This is a genomic window from Streptomyces sp. NPDC017529 (assembly GCF_044329785.1).
Classification (GTDB): domain Bacteria; phylum Actinomycetota; class Actinomycetes; order Streptomycetales; family Streptomycetaceae; genus Streptomyces.
The window spans coordinates 234,698-253,122 of the sequence record NZ_JBIRJY010000010.1; the positions used below are offsets into that span (position 1 = coordinate 234,698).

Consider the following 18,425-nt stretch of genomic DNA (forward strand, 5'->3'; position numbering starts at 1 on the left):
GACGACCTGGCCGCCGCCTGGGCCCGCGCGCTGGAGACGCTGGCCGCCCACGCCGCCCGGCCCGACGCCGGCGGCCGCACCCCGTCCGACGTACCACTGGTCCGGCTCAGCCAGGACAAGTTGGAACAGCTCGAAGCCGCATGGAGGCGATCACAATGACGCAGGCGGGGCCGCAGGGCGAACTGGAGGACATCCTCCCCCTCGCACCACTCCAGGAAGGGCTGCTGTTCCACGCGCTGTACGACACGGCGGCCCTCGACGTCTACACCTTGCAGAGCGCCTACGACCTGGACGGCGACCTCGACGCGGTGGCACTTCGCGAGGCAGCGCGCGCCCTGCTGCGGCGCCACGCCGCCCTGCGCGCCGGCTTCTGGCACGAGGGCCTGGACGAGCCGGTGCAGGTCGTGCCGCGCGAGGCCGCCCCGGCGTGGCATCAGGACGACCTCACCGGGATTCCCGCCGAGGAGCGGGAGGCGCAGGCGGAGCGGATCGCGGCCGAGGACCGGCTCCGCCGCTTCGACCCGGCCCGCCCGCCCCTGCTGCGCTTCACGCTCCTGCGGCTCGGCCCGGCACGGCACCGGTTCGTCATCACCGCCCACCACTTGGTGCTGGACGGATGGTCCGTGCAACTGCTGCTGGGCGAGCTGTTCCAGTTGTACGTGCGGGGCGGCCGGGAGGACGGGATGCCTCCCGCGGCCCGGTACCGCGACTACCTGGCCTGGCTGGCCGGACAGGACCGGGCCGAAGCCGAGGACGTGTGGCGCCGGGTGCTCAAGGGCGTCGAGGAGCCCACCCGCGTGGCACCCGCCGACCCGTCCCGGAAGCCGGCACTGCCCGGCCAAGTCCTGCGCGACCTGCCGGACGGCCTCACCGCCGCGCTGGACGCCCTGGCCCGCCGCGAGCGGCTGACCCTGAGCACGGTCTTCCTGGGCGCCTGGGCGATCGTCCTCGGCCGGCTGACCGGCAAGGACGACGTGGTCTTCGGCACCACCGTCTCCGGGCGACCGCCCCAGGTGCCCGGCGTCGAGCGGATGATCGGCCTGTTCGCCAACACACTTCCGGTACGGGTACGCCTCGACCCGGAGCAGCCGCTGACCGGGATGCTGGCCAGGCTCCAGGAAGCGCAGACACGCCTGCTGGCCTGCCAGCACGTGGGCCTCTCCGGCATCCAGCGCACGCTGGGCGCGGGCGAACTGTTCGACACGGTGACCGTGTTCGAGAACCTCCCCGCCGGTGAGAGCGGACTCGCCGCCACCGCGCACGGCAGCGGACTGCGGGTGACGGCGAACCGGAGCCACGGCGTCACCCACTACCCGCTCAACTTCATGGTGCTGCCCGGCGGTCCGCTGCGCCTGCGCCTGGACCACCAGACCGCCCTGTTCGACCGGGAGGCCGCCGAAGCGATCATGGCGCGGGTGGTCCGGGTCCTGGAGAACCTGGCCGCGGACCCCGGCCGGCGGATCGGCGCGCTGGAGATCCTGGACCCGGCCGAGCGGACCCGGGTGCTGGAGGAGTGGAACGGCACGGCCGGCGAGCCGCCGTCCGAGCTGGTGCCGCAGGCGTTCGCGGCCCGTGCGGCGCGGACCCCGGACGCGGTGGCCGTCGTCTGCGGCCGGGTGTCCTGGACGTACGCCGAACTGGACGCGCGCGCGGACCGCCTCGCGCGGCGCCTGGCCGCCCGGGGCGCCGGGCCCGACGTCATGGTGGGGTTGTGCGTGCGCCGGTCGGCGGAGATGATCGCCGCCGTGCTGGCCATCTGGAAGGCCGGCGGGGTGTGCGTACCGCTGGACCCCGGCTACCCGGCGGAGCGGCTGGCGTTCATGCTGGCCGACGCGGCCGTGCCGCTGGTGCTCACCGAACGGGACCTGACCCATCGCCTCGGGGAGGACCGGGCGGCGTCCGTGGTGCTGCTGGACGACGACGACCCGTCCGAAGCCGGTGCCGCCTTCCCTGCCCCGGCCCCGCTCGGCGACCAAGCGGCGTACGTCGTCTACACCTCCGGATCTACGGGCGTGCCCAAAGGCGTGGTCGTCACGCACCTGGGCCTGGCGAACCTGTACGCCGACCACCGTGACCGGGTGTTCGCCCCGGCGGCCGACGCCGTGGCCGCGTCGGCCGGACGGCGGCTGCGCGTGGCACACACGGCGTCGGCGTCGTTCGACGCCTCCATGGGACAGTTGACGGGCCTCGTCGCCGGCCACGAACTCCACGTCGTGGACGAGGACACCCGCCGCGACGCCACCGCGCTCCTGGCGTACGTCCGCGAGCGGACCATCGATTACCTGGGCGTCACCCCCTCGCTGATGCGGGAACTGACCGCACTCGGGCTGATGGACGGCCCCGGGCACCGCCCAGGGGTGATCCTCCTCGGCGCGGAGGCCGTCGACGCGGCACTGTGGGAGACGCTGCGAGCCCACCCGGAAACCGAGGTGCACAACTACTACGGGCCGAGCGAGTGCACCGTGGACGCCGTCGGCGCACGGGTGCGCGACAGTACACAGCCCGTCATCGGGCGGCCGGTCGCCAACACGCGGGCCTACGTGCTCGACGCACGGCTGCGCCCGGTGCCGCCCGGCGTGGTGGGTGAGCTCTACGTGTCCGGCATCCAGCTGGCCCGCGGCTATCTCGCCCGGCCCGGCCTGACCGCCGCACGCTTCGTCGCCGACCCGTTCGGCGGACCGGGGACGCGGATGTACCGCACCGGAGACCTCGCCCGCTGGACGGCCGACGGACTGCTGGCCTTCGCCGGACGGGTGGACGACCAGGTGAAGCTGCGCGGCTACCGGGTCGAACCCGGGGAGATCGAGACGGTGCTCGCCCGGCACGCCACCGTCGCGCACGCGGCCGCCGCCGTACGCGAGGACCGGCCGGGCGACCAGCGCCTGACCGCCTACGTGGTACCCGCGCCCGGCACCCGGGTACGCCCGGAGGAACTGCGCGAGTTCTGCGCCGGGACGCTGCCCGAGTTCATGGTGCCCGCCCTGGTCGTCGTGCTCGACGCCCTGCCGACGACCCCCAGCGGCAAGCTGGACCGCCGCGCCCTGCCCGCCCCCGGCACGGGCGGCACCGCCGGCCGGGAGCCGCGCGACCCGGTCGAGGACATCCTGTGCGGCCTGTTCGCCGAGGTCCTCGGCGTGGACCGGGTCGGCGTCGAGGACGGCTTCTTCACCCTCGGCGGCCACTCCCTGCTCGCGACCCGGCTGGTCTCGCGCGTCCGCGCGGCCCTCGGCGCGGAACTCGCCGTGCGGGACGTCTTCGAGGCACCGACCGCCGCCGGGCTCGCGGCCCGGCTCGCCGCGCCGCGCGAGGACGCCCGGCGGCGGCCGCCGCTGCGGCCCGCCGACGAGCGCCCGGCCGAACTGCCGCTGTCCTTCGCCCAGCGGCGCCTGTGGTTCCTGCACCAGATGGACGGGCACACACCGGCGTATCACATGCCGTTCGCGCTGCGCCTGACCGGCGGGCTCGACGTCGCGGCCCTGCGCGCCGCCCTGAACGACGTGGTGGCCCGGCACGAGGTCCTGCGCACCGTGTACCCGGACACCGGGGGCACCCCGCGCCAGCACGTCCTGGCACCCACCGAGGCGCCCGCGCCGCTGCCCGTGCGCAAGGTCGCCGAGGACGGGCTCACGGCGGCCCTCGCGGACGCGTACGCGCGCCCCTTCGACCTCGCCGGCGAACCGCCGCTGCGCGCCGAACTGTTCGAACTCGGCCCCGGCGAGCACGTCCTGCTGCTCGTGCTCCACCACATAGCGGGCGACGGCCGGTCCAACCACCCGCTCGCCCGCGACCTGTCCGCCGCCTACGCGGCCCGCCGCGCCGGCGAGGCCCCGGCCTGGGCGCCGCTGCCGGTCCAGTACGCCGACTACACCCTGTGGCAACGGGACTTCCTCGGCGAGGAGAGCGACCCGGACAGCGCGCTCTCCCGCCAGGTGGCGTACTGGCGGGAAGCGCTCGACGGACTGCCGGACGAGCTGGAGCTGCGGCGGGACCGGCCCCGGCCGGAGGTGTCCGGACACCGTGGCGCAACGGTGCCGCTGCGTGTCGCCCCCGGTACCCACGCCCGGCTCACCGGGCTGGCGCGGGCGAACGGCGCGAGCCTGTTCATGGTCGTCCAAGCGGCCCTCGCGGTGTTCCTGACCCGCGAGGGCGCGGGCACCGACATCCCGATCGGCACGCCGGTCGCCGGGCGCACCGACGACGGCCTGGACGACCTCGTCGGATGCTTCGTCAACACGCTGGTGCTACGCACCGACACCGGGGGCAACCCGCCCTTCACGGAGCTGCTCGACCGGGTCCGCCGGACCGGCCTGGCCGCGTACGGCCACCAGGACGTGCCCTTCGAGCACCTGGTGGAGGTGCTCAAGCCGGCCCGCTCGGCGGCCCGGCACCCGCTGTTCCAGGTACTGCTGTCCCTCCACCACGCCGGGGACCTGCCGGTGGAGCTGCCCGGCCTGCACGTCAGGGCCGAGGAGACGCGGTCGCAGTCGGCCAAGTTCGACCTGCTGTTCCGGCTGGCCGAGCGGAACACCACCGACGGCGGGCCCGGCGGCCTCGAAGGCGGTGTCGAGTACAGCACCGACCTGTTCGACCTCGGCACGGTGGAGGGCATGGTCACCCGCTTCGAGCGGCTGCTCGACGCCGTCGCCGCCGACCCCGGCCGGCGGATCTGGCGGTTCGGCATCCTGTCCCCGGCCGAGCGGGAGTCAGTCCTGACGGGGTGGAACGCGACCGCGCGGCCGCTGTCCCGGGGCACGTTGCCGGAGTTGTTCGAGGCGCAGGTGGTCCGGACGCCGGACGCGGTGGCGGTGGTCGGTGAGGGCGGCTCCTTGTCGTACGCGGAGTTGGACGCGTGGGCGAACCGGGTGACGCCCGCCTTGGTCGAGCGGGGTGCGGGGCCGGAGCGGGTGGTGGCCGTCGTGCTGCCGCGTTCGGTGGAGTTGGTGGTGGCGCTGCTGGGGGTGCTCAAGAGTGGCGCGGCCTACCTGCCCGTTGATCCCGCCCTTCCGGCTGAACGCGTCAGCCTCCTGCTCGACGAGGCCCGGCCGGTGTGTGTCCTGGACGATCTGGAGGGCGTACGGAACCCCCAGCCGGAGACGGCGGGCACGGCGCGTACCGTACCGCTCGCCCCGTCGCACCCGGCCTACGTGCTCTACACCTCGGGCTCCACCGGCACTCCCAAGGGTGTCGTCGTCCCGCACGCCGCGGTCGTCAACCGGCTCCTCGGCATGCGGGAAGAGTTCGGTCTCGAACCCTCCGACAGTTGCCTGTACAAGGCGCCCGCCGCCTTCGACGCGTCCGTGTGGGAGCTGTTCTGGCCCCTGATCACCGGCGCACGCGTCATCGTCGCCGCCCCCGACGGGCACCGGGACCCCGCCTATCTGGCCGCGTTGATCCGCGAACACGCGGTGACCACCGTGCACTTCGTGCCGTCGATGCTGCGGGTCTTCCTGGACGAGCCCGGCGCCGCCGGGTGCACGAGCCTGCGACGCGTCCAGACCGGTGGCGAGGCGCTGCCGGCGGAGCTGCGCGACCGCGCCACCAGCCTCCTCGGCGCGCCCCTGAACCACCTGTACGGACCGACGGAAACCACCATCCACGCCACGACCTGGTCCTGCGGGCGGCACCCGGCCGCCGGCCAGGACACCACCACCCGCCCGGTGCCCATCGGCCGCCCCGTCCGCAACACCCGCGCCTACGTACTGGACGCGGGCCTCGGGCCGGTGTCTCCGGGTGTGACGGGGGAGTTGTACGTGGCCGGTGTCCAGCTTGCGCGCGGCTACCTGGGGCGGCCCGGCCTGACGGCGGAGCGGTTCGTGGCCTGCCCGTTCGGTGCGCCGGGGGAGCGGATGTACCGTACCGGGGATCTTGCCCGGTGGACCGCGGGCGGGGTGCTGGAGTTCGCCGGCCGTACCGACGACCAGGTCAAACTGCGGGGCTTCCGTATCGAACTCGGCGAGATCGAGGCCGCCCTGTCGGGGCATGACGCCGTCGCCCAGGCCGCCGTCGTCCTCCGCGAGGACCGGCCCGGTGACCAGCGGCTGGTGGCGTACGTGGCGCCCGCGCCGGGAGCCGACCCGCGCCCCGCCGACCTGCGGCGCCACGCCGCGCAGCTACTGCCGGAGTACATGGTGCCGGCCGTGGTGGTGGTACTGGCCGCCCTGCCCCTGACCACCAGTGGCAAACTCGACCGGCGCGCCCTGCCGGAGCCGGGCCCGCTGTCCGTGGCGGCCAAGCGGCCCGCCCGCACCCCCGAGGAGGAGGTGCTCTGCGGCCTGTTCGCCGAGGTCCTCGGCCTCGCGGGAACCGGGATCGACGACGACTTCTTCGACCTCGGCGGGGACTCGCTGGCGGCCATCCGGCTGGTCCGCCGCATACGAGAGGCGGCGGACGTCGAGCTGTCGGTCAGCGACCTGTTCGCGGCGCCCACGGTCGGCCGCCTGATAGACCGGCTGCGCCTCGGCGTCCGGGGCGACGCCTTCGAGGTCCTGCTGCCGCTGCGCGGCTCCGGCGCGCTGGAACCGCTGTTCTGCGTCCACCCCGCCGGCGGCCTGAGCTGGTGCTACACCGGACTGCTGCGCCACCTGGGGCCGGACCGTCCCGTATACGGGTTGCAGGCCCGCGGTCTCGCCCGCCCCGAGGCGTACCCCACGGCCATGCACGAACTGGTCACCGACTACGTCCGGCAGATCCGCTCGGTCCGGCCCACCGGCCCGTACCACCTGCTGGGCTGGTCCTTCGGCGGCCTCGCGGCCCACGCGGTCGCCGTCCGCCTCCAGGCCGAGGGCGCGGACGTCGCCTCCCTCACCCTGCTCGACTCCTACCCCCGCGACCCCGAGTCCCCGGCCCCGCCCGTGGAGGAGCGCGAGATCCTGACGACGCTGCTCGACTTCGCGGGCCACGGCGAGGACGCCACCGGCGCCGAAGAACTGCGCATCGAGGACGTCATGGAGATCCTGCGCCGGGGCGGCGGCCCCCTGGCGGACATCGGGAAACGCCATGTCGCGGCCCTGGCCGACGTCTTCGCCAACAGCAGGGAGCTGGCGTCGGCGCATGCGCCCGGCCGGTTCGACGGCGACATCCTGCACTTCACCGCGGCCGCCGGCCGCCCGGACGAAGCGCCCACGGCGGCCGCCTGGGAACCCTTCGCCACCGGGCGCGTACACCGGTACGCCGTGTACTGCACCCACCACGACATGTGCCGGTCCGAGCCGCTGGCCGACATCGGCCGGGTGCTCGCCGAGCGGCTGGAGGGCCCGGGCGAGCCCGCCCGGTAGCCGTCCGACACTTCCGAACCCCCGTCCCCGAAAGCAAGCTCACCCGGAGAAGGACCACACCATGACCAACCCTTTCGAGAACCCCGACGCCACCTACCTGGTACTGGTCAACGCCGAGGGCCAGCACTCGCTGTGGCCGTCGTTCGCGGAGGTCCCGGCCGGCTGGACGGTCGCCCGCGACGAGGACACACGGGAGGCCTGCCTCGCCCACGTCGAGGAACACTGGACCGACATGCGCCCGAAGAGCCTCGTCCGGGCCATGGACGAAGCCGGGTTCCCGTCCGCCCGTTGACCGCCGCGGACCGCGAGGAGACACCGCTGTGCTGACGTACCGGGAACCTTCCGCCGGCGGCGGCGCCGAGGGCGTGACGGTGGAGCTGACACCGCAGGAGACCGAACAGTTCCGCAAGGTCGCCGCCGAGATCACCGGCATGCTGCCGCACGGGGAGCCGGCCGGGCCCGGGCAGTTCGACGACTCCCGGCTGCTCGCGGAGATCGAGGTGGCGGCGCGCTGGGTCCCGCCGCGCCTGGCCCGCGCGCTCAGCCACTTCCGGAGGCAGGGCGACCCGCACGGCGCCCTGCTCGTACGCAACGTGCCGCTCGACGAGGACGTGCCGCCGACCCCCGCCGACGGCGCCGCACCCGCCTGGTCAGGCCTGCGGACCGCGACCGTGGCCCAGCTGGCCGTGGTGTCCTGGCTCGGCGACGTCATCGCCTACGCCGACGAGAAGGCCGGTCACCTGGTCCAGGACATCGTCCCGGTCAGGGGCGCCGAACAGCGCCAGGAGAACAGCGGCAGCGTGCTGCTCGAACTGCACACCGAGGACGGCTTCCACCCCTACAAGCCGGACTTCGTGACGCTGCTGTGCCTGCGCGCCGACCACGAGCGCCGGGCCCGCACCACCTATGGTGCCGTCGCCCGGGCGCTGCCCCGCCTGTCCGCCGAGTGCGTCCGCGTACTGCGTCGCCCGTTGTTCCGCATCCACCCCAGCAGCTCGTTCGGCGGCCCCGGCACCGGGGCGGACGCCGGTGCCGGCATCGTCTCGCCGCCGCTGCCCGTGCTGTCCGGGCCGGCCGCCGATCCCGAGATCGTCGCCGACTTCCACGCCATGGAACCGCTGGACGAGACCGCGGCGCGCGCGTTCGACGAGCTGCGCGAGGCCATGCTCGCCGTACTCGTCGGTACGGTCCTGGAAGCCGGCGACCTGATCGTCGTGGACAACCGGACCGCCGTGCACGGCCGCACCGCCTTCCGGCCCCGCTACGACGGACGGGACCGGTGGCTGCGGCGCTGCTTCGCGGTCGCCGACCTGCGCCCGTCCCGCGCCGTGCGGGCCCCCGGATCCCAGGTGTGCGCGCCGCTGAGGCCGGTGGGCGGGCCGTGACGACGCCGCTGACCGGCGGGAACGGCGAGATCCCGGCGGGGGCCCGCCGAGCGGCGGGTCAGGCCCTTTCGAGGATCGTCTTCAGCTCCGACAGCATCATGGTCCAGCCGCCGCTGACGCCCTCCAGCATCTTGGAGTCGGCCGAGGTGAAGCCGTCGTGGGTGATGGTGAGCTTCACACCCAGCTCCGGCTCCTCGGCCGGCTCGATGTCGAAGGCGACCTGCGAACGCTCCTTGACCGCCTCGGCGAACTCCGCGTCACTCATGCCGAACATCTCCTGGTGCATCGGCTGCAGCCGGTGCCAGGTGTAGGCGAGCCGCTTGCCGGGCTCCGACTCGGTGACGACCTGGCCGAGGTCCTGCGGCTCACCGCCGTCCTCGACCGGCCACAGCACCTTCGAGCCGGCCTTCCAGTCCGAGGAGGGCGCCCAGCCGCCGTGGTACTGCTTCAGGAACTCCGGGCTGGTCAGCCCCTCCCAGAGCTTCTCGGGCGTGGTGTGGATGTAGATCGTGTAAACGAACTCGGGCTTGCTCATCGCCGTTCCTTCCAGGGCGTGCTTCAGGTTGCCGAGCGCGGCCATCCGGCCCCGCTCGTACTGGCCGATCCAGCGGTCGGCAAGGTCGTGGATGGGCACGGGGTTGAGATAGTGCAACCTCTCCCGGCCGTTCCGGACCGTGGTGACCAGGCCCGCGCCTTCCAGCACCGCCAGGTGCTTGGACACCGCCTGTCTGGTCATCTCCAGCCCCGCGCACAGCTCGCGCAGGCTCTGGCCGGCCCGTTCGTTCAGCCGGTCCAGCAGCCGCCTGCGGCTTGCGTCCGCGAGCGCCTTGAACACCTCGTCCATGCCGTCCAACCCCCTCCACACCAGATTGGCAACCGTTGGGTTGCCTGTCAAGGCGAGGGGACGGCGCGGCGGCCCGACGGGGCCGGGGTACTCAGCCGGGACCGGCGTGACCCTCCAGGGCACCCGCCTGCGGGACCGCCTTCCCGGCGGGCCGCCACCGGGTTCGGGCTGCTCGCGATGCGGGAACGGGTGCACCTGGTGGGCGGAAGCGTGCACATCGGCAGCAGGCCCGGCGCCGGTACGGGTACTCGTCGTGGACGATCAGCGGCTCATCCGGGACGGCAATGGCGGGCCACAGCGCCCCGGCAGCACGCAGGAAACTGAGGCGGAGGCGCCCTACGTGGTGATCGTCGGCGGAGTTCCGGTCACAGCAGGTGCTGCGACCGGAGGTCCGCCACGTACTTGGTGATCAGATCCTGCGACAGGTGGGGGATGTCGTCCTCCTGGGTGAGGGCGGCGGCTTGGACTGCCGCGCGGAACCGGTCCGCGGGCAGGGCGGACCCGGGCAGGGGCTCCTCCGGCCTTGCGAAGGCGTGCAGCAGGGGGAGCAGCGAATGCTGCCTCTGGCGGTCGGGCAGACCGCGCAGGGCGGTTTCGAAGCGGTCGAGCCACTCGTCGTAATCGTCAACGCGCGTCAGGGGGTGTCCGGCTGCCATCAGCCAGTCGACGAACGTGTCGAGTGAGATGCCGTCCTCGTGCGGGTTCACGACGTTGAAGGTCCGGTACCCCTCGCGTGTGTCGTCGCCCAGCGAGGCGATGGCCCGCGCCGTGAAGTCCACGGGGAGCCCGTCGTAGTGCCCGCTGCCGTCACCGGTGCCCCGGGCGTAGAAACTGCCGGGGGCGATGCCTGTCGCCAGCAGACTCAGCAAGAGGCGCGTGAACACGTCCGGGATGTTCAGCTGGCCCCGGTAGTGTGGGTGCGCGAGGATCAGGTTCGAGCGGAACACGGCGACCGGCAGGCCGAATGTGTCGTGCGCCTCGCGCAGCAGCACCTCGCCCGCCCACTTGCCGGCCGCGTAACCATTCGCGTAACCGCTGCCGAGGTCGCGCGCCCCGCAGGCCGTGCGGATGTCTGCCGCCTCGTCGGCCGCGGCCTCGGCCCCGAAGGCGACGGCGACCGTCGACAGGTAGGTGAACTGTTTGATCCGGGAGGCGACCGCGAGCCTGATCAGTTCGGCCGTGCCCAGTACGTTGGGGCCGAACAACTGGTCGTACGGCAGGACGTGGTTGACGAGTGCCGCCGGGTGGACGATCAGGTCCACGGTGTCGGCCAGCCGCTGCCAGGTCTGCTCGTCGAGCCCGAGGCCGGCCTCTCCGATGTCGCCGGCGACCACCTCCAAGTGCTGGGCTGCCAGGTCGTGGTAGCGCTGGAGGAGTTCCGGGTCGCCGCTGTCGAAGGCCGTGTCGAGGCGTTCCCGTGCCGACTCGTCGGTGCTTCCGCGGACCACGCACACCAGCGTGCCACCGCGTTCGGCGACGCGCTCCAGCCATTCGAGGCACAGGAAGCGGCCCAGGTAGCCGTTGGCGCCGGTCAGCAGAACGGTCCGTGCCTGGGGCAGTGGGCCGGGCGGCCTGTCGGTCTTTGCCTTGGGGGTCGTGTCGAAGAACGCGTTCAGCGTCAGGTCGCCCGCCACGAGCCGTGTCACGCCGGGGCCGTGGACGCTGTCGGCGGTCGGGCGCCGGTGTCCCGACGCGAGGGCGTTCTCGATGTGATCGGCTATGTGCCGAAGTGTGTTGACCGGGTTGATGACGACGTCGACAGGGACGTCGACGTGGAAGATCTCCTTGAGGAGCTGGCAGAACGACAGCGCGGAGAGGCTGTCACCGCCGAGTTCGAGGAAGCGTGTGCCGGGCTTCACGTCCCCCTGTTGGTGTCCGAGAAGCGCTCGGGTGGCCCGCAACACGGTTTCCCGTACTGGCTGGGAGGGGCCTGCCTGGCGCAGTGCCTGGAGTTCGTCGGTCCCGCGCTCGGCCAGCTCGGCGTACAGCGCTTCGAGGCGCTCGCCGTAGCGCTTCGTCAACGCGGGGCGCAGCAGCTTGCGTACTCCGGAGAGCAACCCGTTCTGCTGGCTGAACGGCTCGGTCTCGACGAGGAAGTCCCGTGGGATCTCGTACGAGTTGAGGCCCGCCTCGGCCGCAAGGCGGTGCAGGGACTCGCGCAGGATCGGCCTGAGGCGTTGGGTGTCCTCGCCGACGCGGTCGAGCGCGTCCCGCGTAGGCACGATGACCGCGAGCAGGTAGGCGCGAGCACTGTTGCCGTACACGAAGGCTTGCCGGACGACCGGACTGCCGGTGAAGAGGGCCTCCAGACGGGAAGCGGCCACGAACTCGCCCTGGGACAGCTTGAGGACGTTGGAACGGCGGTCGACGTACACCAGCTCGTCGGGACCGGTGCGGGCCATGATGTCGCCCGTGTGGTAGTAGCCGTCCTCGTCGAAGACCTGGGCGGTGGCATCCGGTCGCTGGAAGTAGCCGGGGACGAGCCGGTCCGACTTGATCAGCAGTTCGCCCCTGGGGTGCGGCGAGTCGGTGCGGAAGTACCCCAGCTCGGGCACGTCCGCCAGTTTGTGGTCGGTCACCGGCGGGCGCAGCACCCGGCCGTCGAGCGAGACGATGCCGGCTTCCGTCGACCCGTAGCCGTCGAGCAGCCTGACGTGCAAGCAGCTCTCGACGAACGCCGTCATCTCCGCGCTCAGCGGAGCCGAGGCGCTGACGAGCCACAGGAGGCGGCCGCCCAGGGTCCTCTCCCGCAGTTCCTCCTTCACGCGGTCCGCCTGCCCGGCCGGATCGCCTCCCGCCCCCGCGTCGTTCCGGCGGGTCAGCTCGCTCTGGTAGCGCTGGAAGAGCATGTCGGCGATGCGGGGCACCATGATGAACTCGGTGGGGCGGACCAGGGAGAGGTCCTCGAAGAGGGTCGACAGGTCACTCGACGCCACGAAGCAGGCGATGCCCCCCTTGGCGAGTGTGCCGTACAGCACGCCCCGGCCCATCATGTGGTTCAGGGGCAGGTAGTTGAGCACGATGGACGGCCGCGTCTCCTGGCCAGGCACGAAGTCGACCCAGAACTGCCTGACAAGACGCTCGGTGTACATGGCGCCCTTGGGGGTGCCCGTACTCCCCGAGGTGTAGATCAGCGCGCTGAGCGCGTCGGCTGCCGGCCTCTCGGGGCTCCTGGGGGCCGGTGGCAGGGTCCGGCCTCGCTCGACGACCGACGCCAGTGTGTCCAGGGCGACGCCTCGTCCCTGCGCCGCGAGTCGGCCGCGCGCGGCGTCCAGCATCTCCTGGTGGGCGGTGACGCCGGGGTGGTGGCCGAGTACGACGATCCTGCCCAGCGACGGGGCGTCCGCCGCGACCTGAAGCGCGACGTCGAGGTGTGCCACGTCCACCGCGAGCAGGCGCGGCCCGGTCTGCGCGACGATGGGGGCCAGGTGTTCCGCCGAGGCGCCGGCCTGGAGAGGGACGCTCACCGCGCCGGAGCGGACGCACGCCAGGTCCACCACGGTGTACTCGGCGCCCGTGGGGCCGAGAACCGCTACGAAGTCACCCGCGCCCACGGCGTGGCCGGGGTGGTGCCGCCACTCGGCGGCCACCGCGCCGACGCGTTCCCACAGTTCGCCGTAGGTGATCGTGTCGAAGCGCTCCAGGAGGCGCAGCGCGGTACGGCCCGTATCCGGGTCGGTGACCGGCTCCGTGGCACGCTCGCCCAGGGCGGGGCGGTCCGCGTACCCCTCCATCACCGTGGCCACGAGGTCGGCGAGCGGCAGGCCGGGCCGCCGGATCGCCTCGGAGACGGCGTCCAGGGGAGCGGCGTCGCGGAACTGGGGATCCGTCGCGTACAGGTGAGTGCTGCGCTGAGCGGTACGTGCGCCTAACTGAGCGGTCGGGGGCGTCGAGCCGGACATGAGTGGTCTCCTCTGTGGCCTTGAAGGTTCGTTCAGGTGGGGAGGTTCTGAACTTCTCAGGTGCGGGGCCGGTCGCGGGTGAGCCGGACGATCGCGCCGCCCGCGTCGCGGGCGGCGCTCTCGTCCTGGGCCTCGATCGCGTCGACGAGCCGCCTGTGCAGGCCGGCGTGTTCCTCGGCGTTGGCGGCGTCCCAGGGCAGGCCGCCCAGGGAGGAGGTGAGAGCCGTGCCGAGGTAGTCGTACACCTCGATCAGGAGGTCGTTCCCGCTCGCCCGGACGACGGCGCGGTGGAACAGCGCGTCGACACTCTCGGCCGCGGACACGTCCGCACCGGCGCAGGCCGCGTCGGCGTCGGCCAGCAGCTCTTTCAATTGGTGCAGCTGGTCCTCGCTGCGGCGCAGGGCGGCGGCCCCCGAGGCGTACTCCTCAAGGACGGTACGCAGTTCCAGGACGTTGTCCCGCTGTGCGGAACTCGCTCGCCGCACCATGACCGACTGGAGCTCGCTCGACGAGCGGACGTAGGTGCCGTCCCCGACCCGGGCTTCCAGCAGACCCAGGTGCACGAGCGCGCCGAGTGCCTCCCGCAGCGTGCTGCGCCCGACCCCGAGTTCCTCGATGAGGGCCTGCTCCGGCGGGATGCGTGTGCCCACCGGCCATCCGCCGGCCTCGATGTGCGCGCGGAGGCTGTCCACGAGCTGCGCGGACAGGCTCGCCGTACGCCGCGGTGTACTGATGCGTTTCATGGGGACACCGTACAGCCAAACATCAGACATTTGAACATCAGCCCGGTGTTCAACGGGGGCGTTCGGCAAGGTTGAACACCGGATCACCGCCCGGAACACTGGTCGGTCGCGATGCCTGCCGCATTCACGGCGCTCTTGTCCGCGGGCCCCCTCCCTGAAGAGAGCAGCGATGTGACGACTTCGTTCGACAGTGCCCGACGGTCCGCGCGTGAGGTCGGCGGGCTCGGCGGAACGCGGCTGTCCCCGCTGGCGCGCTTACCGGTGTTCGGCATCGCGGCCGGCACCGCCGCGCTGCTGTTCGCGCTGGCCGGGCGCTACGGATACGACGGCGACGAGCTGTACTTCATCATCGCCGGACGCCATCTGGACTGGGGCTACGCCGACCAGCCACCGGGAGTGCCGCTGCTGGCCCTGCTGGCGGACACCCTCGCCCCGGGAACACTGCGGGTGCTGCGGCTCCCGGCGATCCTGGCCACCGCGGCCGCGATCGTGCTGGCGGCGCTGCTGGCCAGGGAGTTCGGCGGGGACCGGCGGGCGCAGTGGCTGAGCGCGGGAGCCTGCGCGCTGGCCTTCGGCGCGCTGGGGCGGTTGCTGTCGACCATGGCCTTCGACGTTCCGCTGTGGACGCTGCTGAGCTGGCTCCTGGTGCGCTGGGTACGTTTGCGCGGCGAGGGTGTGAAGCGGGACCGGCTGCTGCTCGCCGCGGGAGCCGTCGCCATGGTGGCGGTGCAGGTGAAGTTCCAGATCGCGCTGTTCTGCCTCGCCCTCCTGGTGGCGGCGCTGGTGTGCGGGCCCCGTGGGCTGCTCGCCCGGCCGCTGTTGTGGGCGGGCACGGTCCTGGCGCTGCTGTCGGCCGTACCGACGTTGGTATGGCAACACCGGCACGGTTGGCCGCAGTTGCGGATGGGGCAGGCCATCGCCGCCGAAGTGACCCAACGCGACGGAACGGTGGCGAACCTGGCGCTGATGGTCCTGGGCCTGGGTCCGGTGCTCGGACTGGTGCTGGGCCTGTACGGGCTCGGACGCCTGTTCACCGGGAGGGAGTTGGCGCCGTACCGGTTCTTGGCCGTGGCCGCTCTGCTGGTGACCGGGTTCGTCGTACTGAGCGGTGGGCGTGCCTACTACCTCCACGGTGTGTACCCGGTGCTGTGGGCGGCGGGCGCGGTCGGATTCCAGCGGCGGTGGCCGGCCGCGCCCTTCGCGGGCCGCCGGCGCATGCGCTGGCCGCTGTACCCCGCGCTCGTCGCGTCGGTGGTCTGGCCGCTCCTCGACCTTCCGCTGCTGCCGCAGGAGTCGTACGTCGGGAAGCCGCACCACCGCTTCGACAAGCGCTCCGAGATCGGCTGGCCGCAACTGGCCGACCAGGTGGGGGAGGTGTACCACCGGCTGCCCCCCGGCCGGCGGGACCGTACGGTGATCATGTCCGACGACTACTGGGCGGCCTCGGCCCTGGCGTACTTCGGCCCGGCCCGCGGCCTGCCACCGGTGTACAGCGGCTCCCGTGGTTTCTGGTTCTTCGGCGCGCCCGGCGCCGACCGGACCGCTCTGATCTACGTCGGCCGTCCCGAACCCGCGGTGCGCGCGCACTTCGGCGAGATCCGGCAGGTCGCCGTCGTCGACAACGGACTGCGTATCGACACCGACTACCAAGGCCGTCCGATTTTCCTCGTCAGCCGGCCCAAGCAGCCGTGGCCGCGCATGTGGCCCGCCTTCCAGCGCCTGGACGTACACGCATGAACACGAAGCCGCACCGTAACCCGTCGGCCGCGCGAAAGGCCGGCTACGCGATCCTGGTCGGCGGAGCAGGTCTGTTCGGGATCGTGAGCGTGGTGCTCGCGGGGCACGCCGACGCGGTCGACCTGGAGGTCTACCGGGCGGGCGGCGCGACGGTGCTGGCCGGCCGGGACCTCTACGGCGCACCCGTCTGGTACGACTTCCGCTTCACCTACCCGCCGTTCGCGGCCCTGGTGTTCACGCCCTTGGCCCTGCTGGGCACGGCCGCCGCGAAGGCTCTCGTGGCGGTACTGAACGGCGCCCTGCTGGCGTTCGTCGTGGCGCGGTCGTGGCGTTCGCTCGGCCTGCGGGGGCGGCGGTTCGTGCCCGCGGTGATCGCCGTGTCCGGCGCGTCCTTCGCCCTCGAATCGGTGCACAGCAACTTCATCGACGGGCAGATCAACCTGCTGCTGGTCACGCTCGTCCTGGCCGACCTGACGGGGCGCGCGGACCACCGGGCCCGGGGCGTGGGCGTCGGGCTCGCGGCGGGGCTGAAACTCACGCCGCTGATCTTCGTGGCCTACCTGGTCGCGGCCCGCAGGTACCGCCAGGCCGCCGTGGCGTCCGCGTGCGCGGCGGGGACCGTGCTGGTGAGCTTCCTCCTGGTGCCCGCCGCCGCGCACGACTTCTGGCTGGGGGGCCGGTTCGCCGACCTCAGCCGCATCCACACCGATCCGGCGTCGCGGCACAACCAGTCGCTGCGCGGGCTCCTCATGAAGACCGGCGTTCCGGAGACCCCCGCCCTGGTGCTGTGGCTCCTGCTCGGTGCCGCGGCCGGCCTCGGGGCGCTGGCGCTCGCGGTACGGGCGGCGCGGCGCGGGGAACACCTGCTGGCGGTCTCGCTGTGCGGCCTGTGCGGGGCGATGGTGTCCCCGTGGTCCTGGGGGCATCACTGGGTGTGGCTGGTGCCGTTCGGCGTGTTCCTGGTGTGGGTGGCGGGCCGGCCGCGCCGGCGCGGCCGGTGGCTGCCGGCCATGGTGGCGACCGCGCTCACCGTACCGGGGCTGCTGGCCCTGGCCGATCCGATGGACGACGACGCGAGACCCGTCCTGGCGGACGGACCGCTCACGTTCGTCCTCGCCAACATCTACGTGCTCGTCTTCGTGGCGGCGCTGGTCGCCGCCGTGCTGGACCTTCGAGGGCCCCGGGACGCGCGGTGTGCGGGCGACCCCGTCGCCGTACGGAAAGCGGACCTGTAGAGGAACGCGAGGCGGCTCCGGGTCCGGCTGGCTGAATCTCTCCCGAAAGGGGCGGAATCCGGCCGGAAACTTGACTTTCTGTTTGCTGAAGTTGGCAGAGAGGCAGATGTTGCTCGAAATTTCCGTGAGCTTGCCGACCACCACAGTGGCCGGTGAGGCGTCGGCCGCAGCGGAGCACCCTCCCTGGCGTGCCGGTACGGATGGGCAGTTGGCGAGAACATCCACGGGAGACTGTTCAGTGATCGATGAACCCACAGCCGATGACGCCTGGTCCGGGGCACCGGTCGGACTGTTCGCCGAACTCGTCGGTGACGAAGGGCCGTTACCCGTCCGTACGGTGAAGGTGCCGGTCGATTCCCTGCTGCCGGCCGACTCGCCCCGTACGGACGGCGAGTGCGACGCCCACGCGGCCCTGCTCGCCGAGTGCGGGGCGCCCCTGCCGCCCATCGTCGTCCAGCGCTCCACGATGCGGGTCGTCGACGGCATGCACCGGCTGCGCGCGGCCACGCTGCGCGGCGAGGCCGAGATCGAGGTGTGCTTCTTCGACGGGGACGAGGAGGACGCCTTCGTCCTGGCGGTCCAGGCGAACGTTGCGCACGGCCTGCCGCTCTCTCTCGCCGAGCGCAAAAGAGCGGCGGCCCGCATCATCCGGTCGCACCCCCAGTGGTCCGACCGGGCCATCGGTACGGTGGCCGGTCTGAACGCCAAGACCGTCGGGGCGCTGCGGCAGCCCGCCGGGGACCTGCCGCCGCTGCGGGTCCGGGTCGGCCGTGACGGCAGGGCGCGGCCCGTCGACGGGGCGGAAGGCCGCAGGCGCGCGAGCGAGCTGATCGCCGAGAACCCGCAGACGCCGCTGCGCGAGATCGCCAAGGCGGCGGGCATTTCCCTGGGAACGGTCTCCGACGTCCGCAGACGGTTGCGCAACGGCGAGGACCCGCTTCCACCCAGGCAGCGTTCGGCCGGCGGGCAGCAGCACCGCGAGGCAGCGGACCCGGTGGGTCCCCGTGCCGACGCGGAAGCCTCGAAGGCGGTGGGGCGGGAGCGGATCATCATGCTGCACAACCTGCGCAAGGACCCGTCCCTGCGCTTCACCGACGCGGGACGTGCGCTGTTGCGCTGGCTGGACGTCCAGGCGACGGAGAACCAGGAATGGGAGCGGGTGCTGGCCGGAGTGCCCTCGCACTGCCGCGAAACCGTCGCGGAGCTGGCCCGCACCTGTGCCCGTGTGTGGCAGGAATTTGCCGTACAGCTCGAACAGCGGGAGCCGGCGAGCGTTTGAGTGATTCCGTGTCGCCGGTGCGTCGC

At 72.7% G+C, this 18,425-nt stretch carries 10 protein-coding genes (1 of these 10 cut by a window edge); 7 read left to right on the forward strand and 3 right to left on the reverse strand.

Annotated features, from left to right (window positions below; genetic code table 11):
* From ACH4K4_RS25245 to ACH4K4_RS25260, 4 genes are all read left to right on the forward strand, one after another.
* Nucleotides 1-159 carry the final stretch of a non-ribosomal peptide synthase/polyketide synthase gene (locus ACH4K4_RS25245; protein WP_398170243.1) on the forward strand. The gene continues 22,797 nt to the left of window position 1, outside the view, so only the last 159 of its 22,956 coding nucleotides appear in the window; the start codon falls outside the window, past its left edge; its stop codon occupies nucleotides 157-159.
* A complete protein-coding gene (locus ACH4K4_RS25250; protein ID WP_398170244.1) occupies nucleotides 156-7,274 on the forward strand; it encodes an amino acid adenylation domain-containing protein in 7,119 nt (2,372 codons plus the stop codon). Before ACH4K4_RS25245 ends, ACH4K4_RS25250 begins: the two co-directional genes overlap by 4 nt.
* A 61-nt stretch (nucleotides 7,275-7,335) precedes the next feature.
* On the forward strand, nucleotides 7,336-7,566 hold the full coding sequence (locus ACH4K4_RS25255; RefSeq protein WP_398170245.1) for an MbtH family protein: 231 nt from the start codon (nucleotides 7,336-7,338) through the stop codon (nucleotides 7,564-7,566).
* Nucleotides 7,567-7,594: 28 nt separating this feature from the next.
* Nucleotides 7,595-8,659 (forward strand): TauD/TfdA family dioxygenase, encoded by a 1,065-nt coding sequence (locus ACH4K4_RS25260; RefSeq protein WP_398170247.1) that lies wholly within the window; start codon nucleotides 7,595-7,597, stop codon nucleotides 8,657-8,659.
* Nucleotides 8,660-8,717: 58 nt separating this feature from the next.
* Here ACH4K4_RS25260 and ACH4K4_RS25265 read toward each other — a convergent pair whose 3' ends face one another.
* From ACH4K4_RS25265 to ACH4K4_RS25275, 3 genes are all read right to left on the reverse strand, one after another.
* Complete coding sequence (locus ACH4K4_RS25265; protein ID WP_398170249.1) at nucleotides 8,718-9,503, reverse strand: ArsR/SmtB family transcription factor; 786 nt, start codon at nucleotides 9,501-9,503, stop codon at nucleotides 8,718-8,720.
* 365 nt (nucleotides 9,504-9,868) lie between these two features.
* Nucleotides 9,869-13,405 (reverse strand): carboxylic acid reductase, encoded by a 3,537-nt coding sequence (gene car / locus ACH4K4_RS25270; protein WP_398170250.1) that lies wholly within the window; start codon nucleotides 13,403-13,405, stop codon nucleotides 9,869-9,871.
* A gap of 56 nt (nucleotides 13,406-13,461) precedes the next feature.
* Nucleotides 13,462-14,148, reverse strand: coding sequence for a FadR/GntR family transcriptional regulator (locus ACH4K4_RS25275; protein WP_398170251.1), 687 nt, complete (start codon nucleotides 14,146-14,148; stop codon nucleotides 13,462-13,464).
* 171 nt (nucleotides 14,149-14,319) lie between these two features.
* Here ACH4K4_RS25275 and ACH4K4_RS25280 point away from each other — a divergent pair, with 171 nt between their 5' ends.
* The 3 genes from ACH4K4_RS25280 (at nucleotide 14,320) to ACH4K4_RS25290 (ending at nucleotide 18,399) form a co-directional block, all read left to right on the forward strand.
* Nucleotides 14,320-15,885, forward strand: a complete 1,566-nt coding sequence (locus ACH4K4_RS25280; RefSeq protein WP_398170253.1) for a glycosyltransferase family 39 protein — start codon at nucleotides 14,320-14,322, stop codon at nucleotides 15,883-15,885.
* Nucleotides 15,882-17,120 (forward strand): glycosyltransferase 87 family protein, encoded by a 1,239-nt coding sequence (locus ACH4K4_RS25285; protein WP_398170255.1) that lies wholly within the window; start codon nucleotides 15,882-15,884, stop codon nucleotides 17,118-17,120. Before ACH4K4_RS25280 ends, ACH4K4_RS25285 begins: the two co-directional genes overlap by 4 nt.
* A 238-nt stretch (nucleotides 17,121-17,358) precedes the next feature.
* Nucleotides 17,359-18,399 (forward strand): ParB N-terminal domain-containing protein, encoded by a 1,041-nt coding sequence (locus tag ACH4K4_RS25290; protein WP_398170257.1) that lies wholly within the window; start codon nucleotides 17,359-17,361, stop codon nucleotides 18,397-18,399.
* Nucleotides 18,400-18,425 lie beyond the last annotated feature (26 nt).